The sequence below is a fragment of the Flavobacterium enshiense genome (genome assembly GCF_040750275.1).
In the GTDB taxonomy this organism is placed as follows: domain Bacteria; phylum Bacteroidota; class Bacteroidia; order Flavobacteriales; family Flavobacteriaceae; genus Flavobacterium; species Flavobacterium enshiense_B.
In genome coordinates this window covers 24,974-41,762 of the sequence record NZ_JBDOCV010000004.1, presented here as the reverse complement: position 1 = coordinate 41,762, position 16,789 = coordinate 24,974, and the positions used below count along the sequence as shown (strand labels likewise).

13 protein-coding genes are annotated in these 16,789 nt (G+C 37.1%); 9 read left to right on the top strand and 4 right to left on the bottom strand.

Features of this window, described 5'->3' with window-relative positions; genetic code table 11:
• Position 1: 1 nt before the first annotated feature.
• Positions 2-1,786: a gliding motility-associated C-terminal domain-containing protein gene (locus tag ABGT15_RS06810; protein WP_367230683.1), complete on the bottom strand. Its 1,785-nt coding sequence runs from the start codon at positions 1,784-1,786 to the stop codon at positions 2-4.
• Between the two features lie 127 nt (positions 1,787-1,913).
• Here ABGT15_RS06810 and ABGT15_RS06805 point away from each other — a divergent pair, with 127 nt between their 5' ends.
• Genes ABGT15_RS06805 through ABGT15_RS06790 form a run of 4 tightly spaced genes read left to right on the top strand, consistent with a single transcriptional unit; the run spans position 1,914 to position 6,457 of the window.
• Positions 1,914-2,891 (top strand): GNAT family N-acetyltransferase, encoded by a 978-nt coding sequence (locus ABGT15_RS06805; protein ID WP_367230682.1) that lies wholly within the window; start codon positions 1,914-1,916, stop codon positions 2,889-2,891.
• Complete coding sequence (locus tag ABGT15_RS06800; RefSeq protein WP_367230681.1) at positions 2,888-3,967, top strand: DegT/DnrJ/EryC1/StrS family aminotransferase; 1,080 nt, start codon at positions 2,888-2,890, stop codon at positions 3,965-3,967. The genes ABGT15_RS06805 and ABGT15_RS06800 overlap by 4 nt, the downstream gene beginning before the upstream one ends.
• The gene (locus ABGT15_RS06795; protein WP_367230680.1) at positions 3,955-4,962 is read left to right on the top strand and encodes a glycosyltransferase family 2 protein; all 1,008 of its coding nucleotides are present in this window, start codon (positions 3,955-3,957) and stop codon (positions 4,960-4,962) included. The genes ABGT15_RS06800 and ABGT15_RS06795 overlap by 13 nt, the downstream gene beginning before the upstream one ends.
• Before the next feature lies 1 nt (position 4,963).
• Complete coding sequence (locus ABGT15_RS06790) at positions 4,964-6,457, top strand: oligosaccharide flippase family protein (RefSeq protein ID WP_367230679.1); 1,494 nt, start codon at positions 4,964-4,966, stop codon at positions 6,455-6,457.
• On the opposite strand, the gene ABGT15_RS06785 is transcribed toward ABGT15_RS06790, so the two are convergent.
• A complete protein-coding gene (locus ABGT15_RS06785) occupies positions 6,450-7,337 on the bottom strand; it encodes a glycosyltransferase family 2 protein (protein ID WP_367230678.1) in 888 nt (295 codons plus the stop codon). The genes ABGT15_RS06790 and ABGT15_RS06785 overlap by 8 nt on opposite strands.
• Positions 7,338-7,384: 47 nt before the next feature.
• On the opposite strand from ABGT15_RS06785, the gene ABGT15_RS06780 reads away from it, so the two are divergent.
• Entirely contained in the window at positions 7,385-8,488 is a 1,104-nt protein-coding gene (locus ABGT15_RS06780; RefSeq protein ID WP_367230677.1) for a glycosyltransferase, read from the top strand.
• Positions 8,489-8,490: 2 nt separating this feature from the next.
• Positions 8,491-8,892 carry a sugar 3,4-ketoisomerase gene (locus tag ABGT15_RS06775; RefSeq protein ID WP_367230676.1) on the top strand — a complete coding sequence of 134 codons (402 nt, stop codon included), beginning with the start codon at positions 8,491-8,493 and terminating at the stop codon, positions 8,890-8,892.
• Here the strand turns inward: ABGT15_RS06775 and ABGT15_RS06770 are convergent.
• Positions 8,876-9,811, bottom strand: a complete 936-nt coding sequence (locus ABGT15_RS06770) for a glycosyltransferase (protein WP_367230675.1) — start codon at positions 9,809-9,811, stop codon at positions 8,876-8,878. The genes ABGT15_RS06775 and ABGT15_RS06770 overlap by 17 nt on opposite strands.
• A gap of 64 nt (positions 9,812-9,875) precedes the next feature.
• Between ABGT15_RS06770 and ABGT15_RS06765 the strand changes: the two genes are divergently transcribed.
• Positions 9,876-11,003, top strand: a complete 1,128-nt coding sequence (locus tag ABGT15_RS06765; protein ID WP_367230674.1) for a hypothetical protein — start codon at positions 9,876-9,878, stop codon at positions 11,001-11,003.
• A gap of 4 nt (positions 11,004-11,007) precedes the next feature.
• Here the strand turns inward: ABGT15_RS06765 and ABGT15_RS06760 are convergent, their stop codons facing one another.
• Positions 11,008-11,691 carry a cell division ATP-binding protein FtsE gene (locus ABGT15_RS06760; protein WP_367230673.1) on the bottom strand — a complete coding sequence of 228 codons (684 nt, stop codon included), beginning with the start codon at positions 11,689-11,691 and terminating at the stop codon, positions 11,008-11,010.
• A gap of 230 nt (positions 11,692-11,921) precedes the next feature.
• On the opposite strand from ABGT15_RS06760, the gene ABGT15_RS06755 reads away from it, so the two are divergent.
• Together ABGT15_RS06755 and ABGT15_RS06750 are read left to right on the top strand one after the other, a co-directional pair.
• On the top strand, positions 11,922-14,936 hold the full coding sequence (locus ABGT15_RS06755; protein ID WP_367230672.1) for a tetratricopeptide repeat protein: 3,015 nt from the start codon (positions 11,922-11,924) through the stop codon (positions 14,934-14,936).
• Between the two features lie 27 nt (positions 14,937-14,963).
• Positions 14,964-16,715 (top strand): TonB-dependent receptor, encoded by a 1,752-nt coding sequence (locus ABGT15_RS06750; RefSeq protein WP_367230671.1) that lies wholly within the window; start codon positions 14,964-14,966, stop codon positions 16,713-16,715.
• Positions 16,716-16,789: the final 74 nt, after the last annotated feature.

The window sequence follows — 16,789 nt, the reverse complement described above, 5'->3', positions numbered from 1 at the left end:
TTTAATGGTTCAGGTACAGATAACCCGTCATGGCATCTGGGTAATCCGGATCATTCAGTTTTAGAACATAAAAATACGTTCCGTCCGGAGCCTGAGTGCTGCCTACACCGTCTTTTACATAACCGTCCCAATCGCCAACGCTGTTGTTGCCAGTCCAGATATGTCTTCCCCAGCGGTTGTATATGTACAATTCGAAGTTTACGAAAATATCACGCAATCCTTCAATAAAGAAAGTGTCATTTAATCCGTCACCATTTGCCGAAACAGCATTGTAAACAATTGGCGGACAATTGCGTACTAAAAGCATAAATGACGTTATTGAATAACAGTTGTCATTTTCAATACGAACAAAAATCTGATGCGGGGTAATCGCTGCATAATAATGAAAAATGGAAACAATTGCATTCTGATCGAGTTGTGCATCTTCCAAGGTTTCGTGAAAGGTTACCGTTTGGGAAGGATCGGTTTTGATGCTTTCTTCGTACGATGAAAAATCAAAATACGCCGACCCCAGTCCTAAGTTACAACCTGTTAAATCTCCAGGTTGATTGAAAGCTGGTGAAACCCAAAGTGTAATTTCTTGATTGTCAGTGTTGTTGTTTTCGTTGAGTTCCGTAACAGCACCGTTATAGTCTGCCATTACGGTTAATGTGAAATTTAATGGGATGCCCCCCGGAATTGTTACGGTTTGCGATAGGGAAACACTTTCCCCGATTTGCAATACAGCAGGTGTTTGATTAGTGGCGATCAATTCGCCATTGGCATAAATCCCGATTTGTGTCCCAGCCGGGAGCGGATCGGTACTGTTTATGTTGTAAACCGTGTAATCCAATAAGAGTTCCCTAACATTACACTGCTGACTGAAATTGTCTATAGTAACCGTTGCATCGGGAAGCTGACTGTTAAATTTGGTAACAATAGCATTAATCATTACAAAATCCTGCCCTGACGTTAGACGAATAGTAGCCTCAGTATCACCAATATCGATGTTGTCCTGAACATTGTAAATGTCCAAATCCATGTTGTAAAGGTTGCCGGTGTTTAAGATACTGTTGGTTCCGTTGAAGGCGTTGTCGAATGGGTTTAGCGGCGGGTCACTGATAAGATTGGTGTTAATAAATAAACTTTCGTTAACGGCGATGTTACTGTCGCCTTCCCAAGCCAGAAAACCGATTTTTGCATCTTCATTGTCAATTACGTTCAGGTTATCGAGTGTGATAAGGATTTCATTCGGAACTGTTTGTAAACCGTCATAAATATTAAGCTGGTTTAGCGGCAAAGCATCATTTCGGTAGATGATGACAATGGCCCAGCCGGCAAAATTGGTTCGTCTTATAAAATGATCGCTGATAAAGGGTGAAACGTCCAATTCTGAAATGGTATATGTTCCGTTACCGGTAGCTTGTACCAATGAAGTGATATTGGTAAAAGCACTGAAGTAATCCAAAACTAAGGAGCCAAACACCCGCTGATGTGAAAAAGTACGCTCTGCGGTAATGGCTTGTCCGTTAACTAAAATATCCAAATCGCCTGTTCCGGAACCGGCCCAATACAAATAGGCTGCTTCAATAGTATTTCCGGTACTAAGATTCAGATTGGCTGAAGAACTGGTGAATATAGTTGGTGCAAACTGAAAAGAATTCTCCTCAGGATTAAGGGTGTTTCCGATAAACGTATAATCATATCTTCCTGCAAATTGATTGTAAAGCGAAACATCCTGTGCTGAAATGGTTCCCGATAGAAGCAGTAAAAGAAAACAACATGCGTTTAGTAATTTTGTGTTCACCCGAATAAATATTTTTTTAAAAGTAACAAATGTTTGATTATAAACACAATAAAAACTGATAAAAATCGATTTGTTTTTACTTAAATTGTGCTAAAAATTAGTACTTTTCCAAAGTTTATAAGCGATTGTGAAAAATTACCTTGTTCGAAGATATCAAAAAGCAGATTATGCGCTTTGGAATGATTTTGTTAGTCATGCCAAAAACGCAACGTTTCTTTTTTATCGGGATTTTATGGAGTATCATTCGGATCGATTTGAAGATTTTTCACTGTTAATTTTTGAAGACGAAAAGCTACTCGCGGTTTTGCCGGCAAATATTTCAAAAGGAGTGTTGTATTCCCATCAGGGGTTAACATATGGCGGATTATTAGTCTCTGAAAAGGCTAAATTAAAACAGTCGCTTTGGGTTTTTAAAAGCCTTATGCAATTTTTGCATGAAGAAGGAATTCCGACACTTCACCTGAAAGAACTACCGTTTTTCTATACTAGTAAATTTTCAGATGAATTAAAATACCTGTTTTTTTTAACTGAAGCCAGATTGTATCGCAGGGATGTGCTTTCAGTATTGGATTTGTCAGGAGAAATAAAACTTTCCAAAGACCGTAAAGAAGGCATAAAAAGAGGTTTGAAAAACGGTCTTGAAGTAAATGAAACGGATGATTTTACCGAATTCTGGAATGACGTCCTTATTCCGAATTTAAGTCAAAAGCACAAAGTTTCACCAGTTCACAGTTTGGAAGAAATCATTTTTTTAAAATTGAAATTCCCTAAAAATATTCGTCAGTTTAATGTGTATCATGAAGGAAAGATAGTCGGAGGGACTACCATTTTCGAAACAGATTGTGTTGCTCACTCACAATATATATCTTCCAATACTGCTAAAAATGAACTAGGAAGCCTTGATTTTTTACACTATAAACTAATTTCAGAAGTTTTTGCATCCAAAAAATACTTCGATTTTGGAATTTCGAACGAAAATCAGGGAAAAAATATCAATCTGGGTTTGCTGTACTGGAAGGAAACTTTTGGAAGCGGTTTGGTAACCCAGGATTTTTACGCAGTTGAAACGGCAAATCATTTATTATTGGAAAACGTACTCTTATGATCCCTTTTTTAGATATAAAAGCAGTAAACAAGCCTTATGATATAAAATTTCAGGAAAAATTAAAACAGTTTCTTGAAAAAGGCTGGTACATTTTAGGTGATGAGGTTGAAGCTTTTGAGGAGGAATTTGCAGCTTGTACAGGCTCAGAATATTGTATCGGAGTTGGAAACGGTTTGGATGCAATTACCTTAACGTTTAATGCCTATATCGAAATGGGCAACCTTGAAAAAGGCGATGAAATCATAGTGCCCGCTAATACTTATATTGCTTCCATTTTAGGGATATTACATGCTGGTTTGGTGCCTGTTTTGGTTGAACCGAATCTTGAAACGTACAACATTGATCCGAAAGGAATCGAGGAAAAAATCACCGCTAAAACCAAAGGAATTTTGGTGGTACATCTTTACGGTCAATTGGCGGATATGGAGGCGATTATGGAAATCGGTTACAAATATAATTTACTGATTGTAGAAGATGCTGCTCAGGCGCACGGTTTGCTTTTTAAAGGAAGCCACACCAGAACGTTCAGTTTTTATCCCGGAAAAAATTTAGGTGCTTTAGGTGATGCCGGAGCCGTGGTTACCAATGATGAAAAACTGGCGACAACCATAAAATCGCTTTCCAATTACGGTTCTGAACAAAAATATTACAATGATTATATTGGTTATAATTCCCGGCTGGATGAGTTACAGGCTGCTTTTTTAAGAGTAAAATTACCTTTTCTGGCGGCTGAAAATGAAAGAAGAAGCGCAATTGCCAATCGTTATCTGAGCGAAATTAAAAACGATAAAATACTATTGCCTGTTTGTTCTGCTGATCATGTGTTTCATTTGTTTGTTATCCGTACCGAGAATAGGGAGGCACTTCAAAAATATTTAGCGGACAACGGTATTCAAACCCTTATTCATTATCCGGTAGCGCCTCATAAACAGAAAGCTATGGAAGCATTTCATCATTTGTCTTTGCCGATAACGGAAAAAATACACAATGAGGTGCTTAGTTTGCCGATGAGTCCGGTTTTAGAGGAAGCAAAAATCGATTTTATCATTGAAAAACTGAATGCATGGACATCCTGATAAAATCGTTTAACCGACCTTATTATCTGGACAGGTGCCTGTTTAGCATTCAAAACTATCTGAAAGGTTTTGACGGAAAGATCGTTGTTTTAGATGACGGAACACCTGCAAAATATCTGGAAAGGATAGTAGCGAAATATCCCAATGTAACTATAAGAAAATCGGAATTTTACAAAGAGAAATCGGAAGTAATTGCATTGAAAGAACCAATTGCTGTAAAAAAAATACCAATCCGTTTATGGTTGGATGCCGCCCGGGATACTTCGGATTATTTTCTTTTGCTGGAAGATGATATCTGGTTTACTTCAGCGGTTGATTATCCGTATTTGAAAGTGTTTGTCTCCCAACAGAAAATCGAAATGGTCAAACTGTTTTGGCTTGGAAACGAAAAACTTATCTCCGGTCATGAAACGAAAAAAGATAATGGTTTAGTTTTGTATCGGCCTGAAATTTTTACCCGAAACCCTTTTGCGTATCGACTGATTTTTAAAATGACCCGTTTTAAAATCCGGCAGATAATGACTCTTTTAGGATTGTATTCCAGTGAGAAAAATTTGCAGTATTATTCCGTTTATTCCGTAGCCGGAGCGGTTTTTCATAAGGATTATTTTTTGCGTTTATGGGAAGGACATGACAACCAGGTGGATGAAAAGCTTCAGATTTGGAATGCCCTCAAATTTCTGAATAAAAATCCGCAGTGTAAATTCGGGCGAACAGAAAAAGAAGTACTGAAAACAGGTTTTGCTACATCGGCCACAAATTTTTATAAAGATTACGATACGAAAGTAGATATGTTTGAAGTGAATTTTGTACTTAACGAAGCCTGGTATTCCGGTGAATTTGACACGACAGTTGCTCTTTTTGAAGATTTATCGGAAGACAGCATAATCTATTTTTTAGAAAAAAGCCCGATTGCTTCAAAGACTGTTGAATGGAAAAAATGGAGTACAAGATTTAAAGAGCAATACGAGACAATTGGTTGCAAAATCGACTAAGATGCAGGAACAGAGCGAAACAAATTTTCATAAATCCATATTTAAGGCCACAGGAATCTTTGGCTTTACACAGGTAATGAAAATTGTTCTCAAAATTCTTACCGGAAAATTTGCTGCTCTTTTTTTAGGTCCGGCAGGCGTTGGTATTGTAGGGCTTTTAAATAATACGTTAAGTTTAATAAGTGCTGTTACGGGCTTAGGACTAAATGTTTCAAGTGTCAGGGAGGTGGCAATAGCCGAATCGGAAAACAATCAGCAGAAAGTTTCAGAAGTTATCGTATTGCTCAACCGTTGGTCAATTGCAATCGGACTGATAGGTGCAATAATTTCATTAGGATTTTCAAAATTGTTAAGTCGATGGACCTTCGGAACCGCGGAATACGATTATTGGTTTGTTATTTTATCGGTTTATTTTCTTTTTACCAGCATTTCATCCGCTCAGACGGCTATCATGCAAGGGAAAAGGATGCTGAGGAAAATAGTGATTTCCAGTGTTGTAAGTACTTTTTTTATTGCTATTATCACGGTGCCGATCTATTATTTTTACGGACTTCAGGGAATAGTGCCAGTTATTCTTTTATCGTCGGTTATTACAGTGTTGGCTAATTTTTTTATGATTCGGGATCTGAGAAATCAGAAAATTTCCATGTCATTAAAAGAAACACTGGTTAAAGGGAAATCCATGATTAAACTGGGAATCTTACTTTCGTTAAATGTTGTTTTCGGACAATTTTGCATTTTTATCATCAAACTGTTTTTGAATGGGCAGGGCAGTTCTGCTCAAATTCTGGGTTTTTATGAAGTAAGTACTGTGATTGTTGTTTCGTATCTTGGGATGGTTTTCAGTGCAATGTCTAACGATTTTTATCCGGCTTTAACATCATTGCGGGATGAAAAAGAAAAGTTTGTTAAACTCGTTAACCATCAGACAGAATCTGCTTTACTGATTGTAACCCCGGCCATTATCTTTTTGTATTTTCTGGCACCGCTAATGATTCAGGTATTGTATTCTAAAGAGTTTCTGCAAGTGGTTGTAATTCTTAAGGCTGCTTTGTTTTCAGTTATTCTCAAGGCGATTACCTGGCCTTTGGGATTCATTATTCTGGCCAAAGGGAATAACCGACAGTATTTTAAACAGGAAATCGTGGGGGACAGTATGAATATTGTTTTTACCCTTGTTTTCTATCATTATTTCGGACTTTCCGGAATAGGGTTTGCTAGTGTTTTAATGTTTTTACTGTATGGTCTTTATGTTTATTATGTTGTTAACCGTAAGTATGGTTTTACTTATGATAGAATAACTCTAATCGCTATCTTGAAATCCTTTGGGCTTGGTTTGTTGGCAATGATTTCGATTTTTGTCCTGGATTATCCCGTAGCTTATTTACCGCTTGGCTTTTTATTTATAGTTTCGGTTATCTTATCTGCTTACGAATTCAATAAAAAAGTCGGGTTTAAAAAGGTGAAAGATAAAATCAAAAGTAAATTCAACTAAAACGAAGTTTCAGTTCCAGTATGATATACTTTAAAAATAGAAGAATATCAAAGGATTTGTAGGATTTGAACATTTCGAAATGCAACCGTTTAAGCAAAGCTTTGTTTTCTTCAGTGTTTTTATTCTGACGGATTGCTTTTTTTATGACCAGATAGGAAGAATGATTTATTTTTCGGGTTCTCGAATTAAAACGGTTGTAAAACTGTGAACCCAAAGAGTTCACTGCTATTCTTTTTTGAACCAGTGTATCTTCTATAAAATCAAAATGATAATATCTGGAGGCTCTTACCCATAAATCTAAATCTTCATAGGCGAGATTTTCATCATAACCGCTTAAACTTTCTAAAACGTCCCTTTTAATCAATGATGAGACAGAACAGATTTTATGGGATTGCGATAAAACCGACAGATAAATGTCCCCACTTGGCGGAAGGTTTTCAATTTTACCGTTTTGATCCTGATTATAGTAGTAACCTAAAGGTTTATTTTCCTCGGAAATCAGTTCGGCATTCCCATATACAATCCCCACGTTTTTATGTTTAGTGTTTTGAAATGTATAGAGTTGTTTTTCAATGCAATGGGGTAGCAAAACATCATCAGCAGCCAAATCAATAATGTAATCACCTTTGGCTAGTTGTAAAAGTTTATTGAAAGTTTTTGTGTTTCCTATGTTAGCGGGATTGGAAATAAACACAATGCCGGGATGTTGCTGCAGCCATTTTTTAATTACTTGTTCGGAGTCGTCTGAACTGCAGTCGTCTGCAATTAAAAGTTCAATATTTTGGTAGGTTTGATTCAAAACGGAATTCAGTGCAGCCTCTACAAATTTTGCATGATTATAACACAAACAGATAACACTAACCAGCGGAGAATTTTGCATGTCCTGAATAAACCTTTATATTTAGATGCTAAAATACACATTCAGGAATGACTTTTCAAAGAACCCGATACAAAATAGCATTAATTGGCTACACCTTAAACTCCGGCGGACTGGAGCGGGTAATGTCATCACTGTCACTGTATCTGGGTTCCAAAGGGATTGAGGTACATAACATTGTTTTGGTGGATGACGTCGTATATCCGTATTCCGGCACTTTGGTTAACATTGGAAAAATGAAGGAAAATCATGAAGGTGTATTCGGGAAGTGGAAACTTTTTCTTTACCTGAAACGCTATCTCAAAGAAAACAATTTTGATTACATTATCGATTTCCGCTACAGAATAAAACCTTTTCAGGAAGTTTTAATGGCAAACTGGGTGTACAAAACCAAAACAATTTATACCGTTCACAGTGGAAATATTGAAACGTATATTCCACGGCGCAAATGGCTTTCGAATCTGATTTTTAGAAAAAAATATGCTGTGGTTTGTGTTTCCGAAGCCATTGAAAAGTCGGTTTTTGATCAGTTTGCTTTTCAAAACCTGATTACAATTCATAACCCTGTAAATGTTAAAGAGATTCGGGAAAAATCGTATGAAGAAAATAAATTAGATTTTCGATATGTAGTTGGTTTGGGAAGGTTTGATTACAAAAACGTAAAACAATTTGATAAACTGATTGCTGCTTATCTGGAGTCGGAACTTCCAGGAAAAGAGGTGCATTTAGTGCTGATTGGCGAGGGAGAAAGAAGAGAAACGATTGAGAAAAGTGCCGGAAATTCACCTTTTGTCCATTTTTTAGGATTTAAAGAAAATCCCTATCCTTATTTGCGAAACGCAGAATTTTTAATATTGAGCAGTAAATACGAAGGTTTTCCAATGTCTGTAGTGGAAGCATTGGCCTGCGGAACTCCGGTTGTAGCTTTCGACTGTGTTTCAGGGCCGAATGAAATAATCATCCCAAACGAAAATGGTTTATTGGTTGAAAATCAAAATTTTGAAGACCTAAAAATTAAAATGAACCGTATGGTTGCTGACACGGTTTTGCGTCAATTCTGTAAGCAAAATGCAGTGTCATCCATAGAAAGGTTTTCCATCGATAAAATAGGGCAGAAGTGGCTCGATTTAATGAAATTAGAAGTACATTCGTAACTATGAATATTGAAATTATTTCACTTCCTAAAATAGAAGAACGTCGCGGTAATCTTTCCGTGATTGAAGGCAATACTATTCCTTTCGACATCAAGAGGGTTTATTATTTGTATGATGTACCCAGCGGGGCGGAACGAGGAGGACATGCCCATAAAAACCTAAAGCAGTTTCTGGTTGCTTTAAGCGGAAGTTTTGATGTGGTGCTGAAAAACGCAACGGAAGAAAAAATAATCACGCTTAATAAGCCTTATGAAGGTTTGTTGATTAATCCCGGAATATGGCGTGAAATACGAAATTTTTCATCAGGGTCGGTTTGTCTGGCCGTAGTTTCAGAAGTATATGAAGAAGACGATTACATTCGTGACTTCGATGCTTTTATGCAGTATGTTAATGGTAAATTGTAAAGTTGATCCCGATTTTTTTCAACAGGTGTTTCAATTTCAACAGTAATCTTAAGATAAAACCGGGTAAGAGTAGCAATATTTTGGTTTTAAAGGCGATATTATGTCTGTCTGTATCTTTTAAATAGTAACTCATTTTGCTGTCATCGCCAAACATATGGTAATGCAGAGCATATTCAATACGATAGATATCCAGGAATTTTTTTAATGATGGGTTTTTCTTTTCCGCTTCCGCAAATTGACCGAAATCCATCAGTTTCTTTTTCAGAATATTCCTCTTGGCAAGGCTGTCGGCAATTTCAAAATGATAATGAGCTGTTACTGTATTTGAAATAGCAACCGGATGTTTTACAGCAACTTTAATCCAAAGTTCCAAGTCCTGACCGTTACTGACTGTTGTAGTAAAACCGCCAACTGACTGTAAAACCGGTTTAGGAATGACTACAATCGAAGTCCATGCCACACGATCCACTAAACTGGAATGAAAAAAATCAGGTACCATTCCTCTGAAGTCCGGTTTTATATTGGTGGGGTTTGGAGAATAAAGGTTGTTTTTTGCTAATTTTATTTTGTAACGGGAACAATACATGCCAGCCTGAGGGAAATCAAAGTATAAAGCCGCCATCACTTCTAAATGGTTGGAAAACCAGTAGTCGTCTGCATCTAAAAAGGCAATTAATTTCCCCGAAGCCTTTTCAATACCATGATTTCGAGCCGATGAAACACCTTGGTTGGTTTGCTCAATAATGACAATTCGGGAATCGTTAAACTGATGAAGGATATCCATACTACGATCGGTTGAACCATCATTTACCACCAATATTTCAAAATCAGGATACGTCTGGTCTAAAACACTGAGCAAAGTGTTTTTAAGGTGTTTTTCTTTGTTGTATAGCGGAATTATGACTGAAAAAAGCGGCATTCTCGGTAATTTCGGTTCTCAAATATAATCAAATCTTTACATACGTTTTTAAAATAGTATATTTGTGATGCAAATGTCAGGAAAAGCACTTCATATCGTGAGTTTTGATAATCCTTATCCTCCTAATTATGGGGGAGTGATAGATGTTTATTATAAAATCATGGCGTTGCATCAAATTGGGTATTCCATTCATTTGCATTGTTTTGTGAAAGAAATTCCGGAACATTTTGATGAACTTAAGGCATTAACGGCAACAGTATGTTTTTATAAGATAGAACAAAACCCACTATATTTTTTGAGCAGGTTGCCTTTTTCGGTTATTTCAAGATCGGACAGAAAACTGATTGAAAACATCGTTAAAGAGGAAGCACCAATTCTGTTTGATGGTCTTAAAACCACATGTCTGATGAATGCACTTCGTCTGAAATCATACAAAAAATACCTTCGTCTTCACAATATTGAACCTAATTATTACAAGGGAATTGCCTCCAGCGAAACAAATTTCATGAAAAAGATTGCTTTTTATCTGGAAGCCAGAAAATATAAGCGGTATGAATATGAAATGAATGCTTTCAATAAAGTGTTTACACTTTCGGAATTTGAGAATGAAGTTGTAAATCAAAGGTTTTCAAACGCAGTTTATATCCCTGTTTTTCATGGAAATGTTGCTGTAAAAGAGTTGAGTGATTTTGGAAATTATGCATTATATCATGGCGATTTGACCACTTCCGATAACCGTAAAACCGTAATGTTTCTGGTTGGGGTTTTTAAACAAATTCCAGATTATCAATTGATTATTGCTTCAGGGTCGAATGAGGAATTTGTGAAATCTCAAATAGATGATGCAAGTAATATTCAATTTGTAGCCCTTAAGGGGTTTGATCATTTGAAGCAATTATTCTCAGAAGCTCATCTTAATATTTGCTGGTCGTTTCAGAAATCGGGAACCAAGCTGAAATTAATTAATTCGCTGTTTAATTCCCGTCATTGCATTATAAACGAGAATATTATTGATGATTACAAGGTTTCCGGTTTGTGTATACAGGTGAAAAATGAGGAAGAGTTATTGACTGCCATAAAAAAAACGATTCAATTACCTTTCACGGAAACAGCGCGCCGTAAAAAAATACTTGAATCGCATTTAAATGATATTGAGAATGCCCGATTACTCGCGGCTGAACTTTCAAAATAGTAGTTTACACAGTACGTTGCACTACTTCAAACAACTGACCGTTTTCACATTTTAAGGTTTTTGATGGGAATTTCATCAATAAGGCATAATCATGGGTAGCCATGATGATGGTTTTGCCGTTCTGGTTGATTTTTTTTAGTACTTCCATTACTTCCACACTGGTTTGCGGATCAAGATTACCGGTAGGTTCATCGGCTAAAATTAATTCCGGATCGTTTAGTAAGGCTCTTGCAATGGCAACACGTTGTTGTTCACCACCGGAAAGTTGGTGTGGCATTTTACCGGTCATCGATTTCATACCTACTTTGTCCAACACTTCTTCGATTTTTACCTGGATTTCTTCCTTTTCAGACCAGCCGGTAGCTCTTAAAACGAACTCTAAGTTGTCGTGTACGTTTCGGTCCGGCAGTAATTTGAAATCCTGAAATACGATCCCCAATTTTCTTCTTAAATATGGGATGTCGTTTTCCTTCAGCGTTTTTAAATCATAATCTACAATAGTGCCTTCACCGTTGGTTAAATCCAAGTCAGCATATAAGGTTTTCATCAAACTACTCTTTCCGGAACCTGTTTTTCCGATGATATAAAGGAAGTCCCCTTGTTTAATGTCTAGGTTAACGTTGGATAAAATGGCGTTGCCTTCCTGAAATATGGTAACCTCTTTTAATGAAAGAATCGTTTGTGACATGGTTCGAAGTTTAATTTTGGTAAAAGTAAGAAGTAGAACGAACTTTTTCAAATAAAATTATTTTTGTTTCTGAGTTTCTGGGTTCAAGACTTAAATGGATTATAGGTAATTGTAATTAGGAATTTTATTTCTGGCTCGAAATTTGTTGAAAACATATATAATAAACCCCGAAAACCCCACGTTATTAACCACGGGAATTTGATATATTTGAATGTTTAAAAGCCAAAATTATGCGAAAACTGAACAGGTTTCTTTCTACGGCTCTCATTATGAGTGCTATAAATCTTTCTGCACAACAATCCAATATCTATACACACGAGCTTACTGATTTTGATAAAGCGGTTGTCCTTTATAAAGATAAGCAATATCAAGCAGCTCAGATTTTGTTTGATAAAGTGAAAAACGCGACTTCTAATGATGAAGTAAAGTCGGATTGTGCCTATTACAGTGCTAATTGCGCCATTCGTTTGGAGCAGTCCGGAGCCGATGCGATGATGGAAGATTTCGTGGAAAAATACCCGACATCATCCAAACAAAATCAAGCTTTTATTGAGGTGGCGCATTATTATTTTGAGCAATCCAATTATCCGCAGGCTTTAAAATATTTTGATCGTGTGGATGAAGGCGTTATGACCAATGACGAGCGTGAAAAATTTAATTTCCAGAAAGGCTACTGCTATTTTTCGGCTAAGAATAAAAAAGAAGCTGAGAAATATTTCAACAAAGTGGCTAATTCACAAGAGTTTGGTTCACAGGCGAAATATTATTTAGGCTATATGGCTTACGAGACCGATAATTATAAAGAGGCAACGCAATATTTTGATCAGGTTCAGGATCAGGACAAATACAAAGAAAAAATGTCTTATTTCCAAGCTGACATGAATTTCAAATTGGGTAATTTTCAGAAAGCCATCGATTTAGGACTTCCACAGTTGTCAAAATCCAACGCAGAAGAAAAATCGGAACTGAATAAAATCATCGGGGAGAGTTATTTCAATTTAAAACAATACGACAAAGCTCTTCCGTATTTAAAAGAATACCGAGGTAAAAAAGGAAAATGGAACAACACCGATTTTTACCAATTGGGGTACGCTTATTTCAAAGCAGGAAATTACGAAAGCGCTATCGGCGAATTCAATAAAATCATCAACGGTCAGGATGGTGTAGCGCAAAATGCTTATTATCATTTAGGCGAAAGTTACCTGAAATTAGGGAAGAAGCAAGAGGCTTTGAATGCTTTTAAAAACGCTTCCGAAATGGAGTTCGAGTTGAAAATTCAGGAAGATGCCTATCTGAATTACGCCAAATTGAGTTATGAAATCGGAAACCCTTACCAAAGTGTGCCGGAAGTGTTGATGGGCTACCTGAACAAATATCCGAATACATCTTACAAACTGGAAATTGAAAACCTGTTAATCAACTCCTATATTACTTCCAAAAACTACAAAGAAGCGTTGAGTTTGCTGGAGAAAAACAAAAATCCGCAAAACCGTCAGGCGTATCAGAAAGTGGCTTTTTATCGCGGTTTGGAATTGTATACCGATGGGAATTACCAGGAAGCTTTAGCGTTGTTCAAAAAATCAATTGCGGAACCAAGAGATGCTAAATTCAGCGCACGGGCGACTTTTTGGAAAGGGGAAACCGAGTACAATCTGGATCAGTTTAATGAAGCCTTAATCAGTTTCAAACAATTTGCAGGTTATGCCGAAGCCAAAAACGTTCCGGAAGCCAAAAACGCCGATTATAATATCGCTTATACCTATTTCAAACTAAAAGAATACGAAAGTGCGGCCAAACATTTTCAGGATTATGTGGCAACGGCAAAAGGAGATAACGTTCGACTAACCGATGCGTATTTGCGTATGGCAGACAGTTATTTCGTTTCCACCAAGTATTGGCCAGCGATGGATGCTTATAACAAAGCCATCGAATTGCGCAGTGTAGATGCCGATTATGCTCATTTTCAAAAAGCCATTTCCTATGGATTTGTAGGCAAAAATGACAAAAAGATTGAAGATTTGAATGCCTTCATGAAATTGCATTCCAAATCACAGTATGCTGACGATGCTTTATACGAATTGGGCAACACCTATGTAACCCAAAACAATGTAAACAAAGCTGTTGAAACATATGACCGACTGAAAAATGAATACAAATCAAGTTCGTATGTGTCGAAAGCAATTTTGCGTCAGGGCTTGGTGTATTACAACAATGACAATAATGCATCAGCACTTACGAAATTTAAAGAAGTGGTGGCAAAATATCCAAGAACGGAAGAAGCCAATGAAGCAGTAGCCACCGCTCGTTTAATCTACATGGATGAAAACAAAGTGGATGAATACGCCGCTTGGGTAAAAACCTTGGATTTTGTGGAAGTATCGAATGCTGATTTGGACAACGATACCTACAACGCAGCTGAGAAACAATATTTACAGAATAATGCCAAACAAGCCATTTCCGGTTTCAGCGGTTATTTAGCGAATTTCCCGAACGGATTACATGCCTTGAAAGCGAATTTCTATTTAGCACAATTGTATTTTGCAGACGGCTTGGCTAACAATGCCATTCCGAATTACGAGTATGTAATCAGCAAATCGCGAAATGAATACACCGAGCAGTCGTTAGCCCGTTTAAGCGAAATTCATCTGAAAGCCAAAACCTACGATAAAGCCATTCCGGTGTTAAATCGTTTGGAAACCGAAGCTGATTTTCCACAGAATATCACTTTCGCCCAATCCAACCTGATGAAATGTTATTATGAAGGGAAAGATTATCCGAATGCGGTAATTTATGCTGATAAAGTATTGGGGAATTCTAAAATTGAAGACAATATTAAAAGTGATGCGCAAATCATTGTAGCTCGTTCGGCTATTAAAACCAATGATGAAGTAAAAGCAAAAGAGGCCTATGCGAAATTGCAGAAAATTGCCAAAGGAGAATTGGCAGCCGAAGCTTTGTATTACGACGCGTATTTTAAAAATAAAGAAGGGAAGTTTGAAACTTCCAATACGGTGGTTCAGAAATTAGCGAAAGATTACTCGGGTTATAAATATTTCGGAGCCAAAGGATTGATTGTAATGGCTAAAAATTTCTACGGATTGAAAGACAGTTTCCAGGCGACTTACATTTTGGAGAGTGTAATCAAAAATTTCGCTCAATATGAAGATGTCGTAACTGAAGCTCAAACCGAACTCGATTTCATCAAAGGAGAAGAAGCAAAACGCAATTCATCCATAACCAATTAATTATAAGCCAAATTAAAATTTAAAGCGATGAACAAGACTTTCAGATATATAACAGCAATAGTAGCGCTTTGTGCAGGAGTGAAATCCTATTCACAAAAGAAAGATGAAAACATAGGAACGGAAGTGGTAAACGTGGTAAAACCATATACCCCAACCATTTCGGATGCCTTCAAAGTAAAAGAAACACCAGTTATCGAAGATGAAGTCAATACCGATAAAGAAGAGATTAAGTATAATATTTTCTCCTTTCCGGTAGCGTCTACGTTTACACCTGCAAAGGGGAAAGCGGCTTCAGTTGACAAATCCGCTAAGGAAAAAATCTTCAAGAATTATGCAACCTTAGGCGTTGGTAATTACGGAACTGTAAACGGCGAACTGTTCATTACCGAAAACTTAAGCAGCACCGATTATGTAGGGGGGATGTTGCGCCATTTGTCTTCGCAAGGCGGTATTAACGAAGTAAAACTGGAGGATAAATATTACGATACTTCGCTAGATTTTACCTACGGAAGCCGCACCCGCGATCTGGACTGGAATGCCGATTTAGGTTACAAACATCAAATGTACAACTGGTATGGTTTGCCTACTGAATTTGTAACTTTTACAGACGACGTTATCAATACCATAAACGAGCAGCAAACCTATCAGACCATTGCATTAGGTGCAAAAGTAGGGATGAAAGAAAGTGTTTTGGATGAAACTTCATTGCAATTCAAACGTTTTTGGGATTCACACGGTTCACAGGAAAATCGATTTTTTGTAAAGCCGGCCATCAATTTTGAGGTGGATAATTTCAAATTCAAATCGGGGTTTGTAGTAGATTATGTGGGCGGAAGTTTTGAAAAAGATTATTTCGATACAGGAGATATTTCTTATTCGTATTTAAACTTCGGAGTACAGCCGGCAATTTTATTACAGCAGGACGATTTGTCGGTACAAGCCGGAGCAGGTTTTTTCTATAGCGTTGGGAAATTCAATGAGGAAAGCGATAACAAGTTTTACATCTTTCCGCAAGTTAAGGCTTCTTATAAGTTAGTCGGAGATATTATGATTGCTTATGCCGGCGCAGAAGGGACCTTAAAACAAAATACGTTTGCAGATTTTGCAGAAGAAAATAAATTCGTTTCCCCGACTTTAGCCATTGCACCAACCAATCAGCAGTACGATGTTTATGTAGGATTGAAAGGAAAACTGGCCAATACGGTAACCTTCAATGTAAGAGGTTCTTATATGACTGAAGACGATAAAGCTTTTTTTACTGCCAACCCCTTTGCCGTTACTACTAATAAAGAAGGGTATGCCTATGGAAATTCTTTTGGTGTGGTATACGATAAGCTGACAACCATTAGTATTTTTGGAGAGTTGAAAATGGATTTTTCAAAGAACGCCTCTTTCGGCATCAACGGAACCTTTAATTCGTATACAACCGATCAGGACGAAGCATGGAATTTGCCTTCCATGAAAGTTGGAGCAAATTTAGATGTGAATATTACCAAAAAATGGTATGCCGGGACGAATGTTTTCTTCGTAAGGGAACGTAAAGATCAAATGATAACTCAGGATTTAACGGCCGTTTTTCCGCCAACATTTACCACTCATAAGGTAACGTTAGACAGTTATTTCGACTTAAACGCTCATTTAGGCTATAAACACAACGAACGTTTAACCGGTTTCTTAAAGCTGAACAACATTGCTAACCAGCAATACGAACGTTGGATGAATTATCCGGTGCAGGGATTTCAGTTTTTAGTGGGAGCGAATTATAAGTTTGATTTCTAAAATTGTAAAAGAATTAGTAAAAAATTAAGAGCGTAGCGAAAATCTATGCTCTTTTTTTATTTATTATTGCGCAG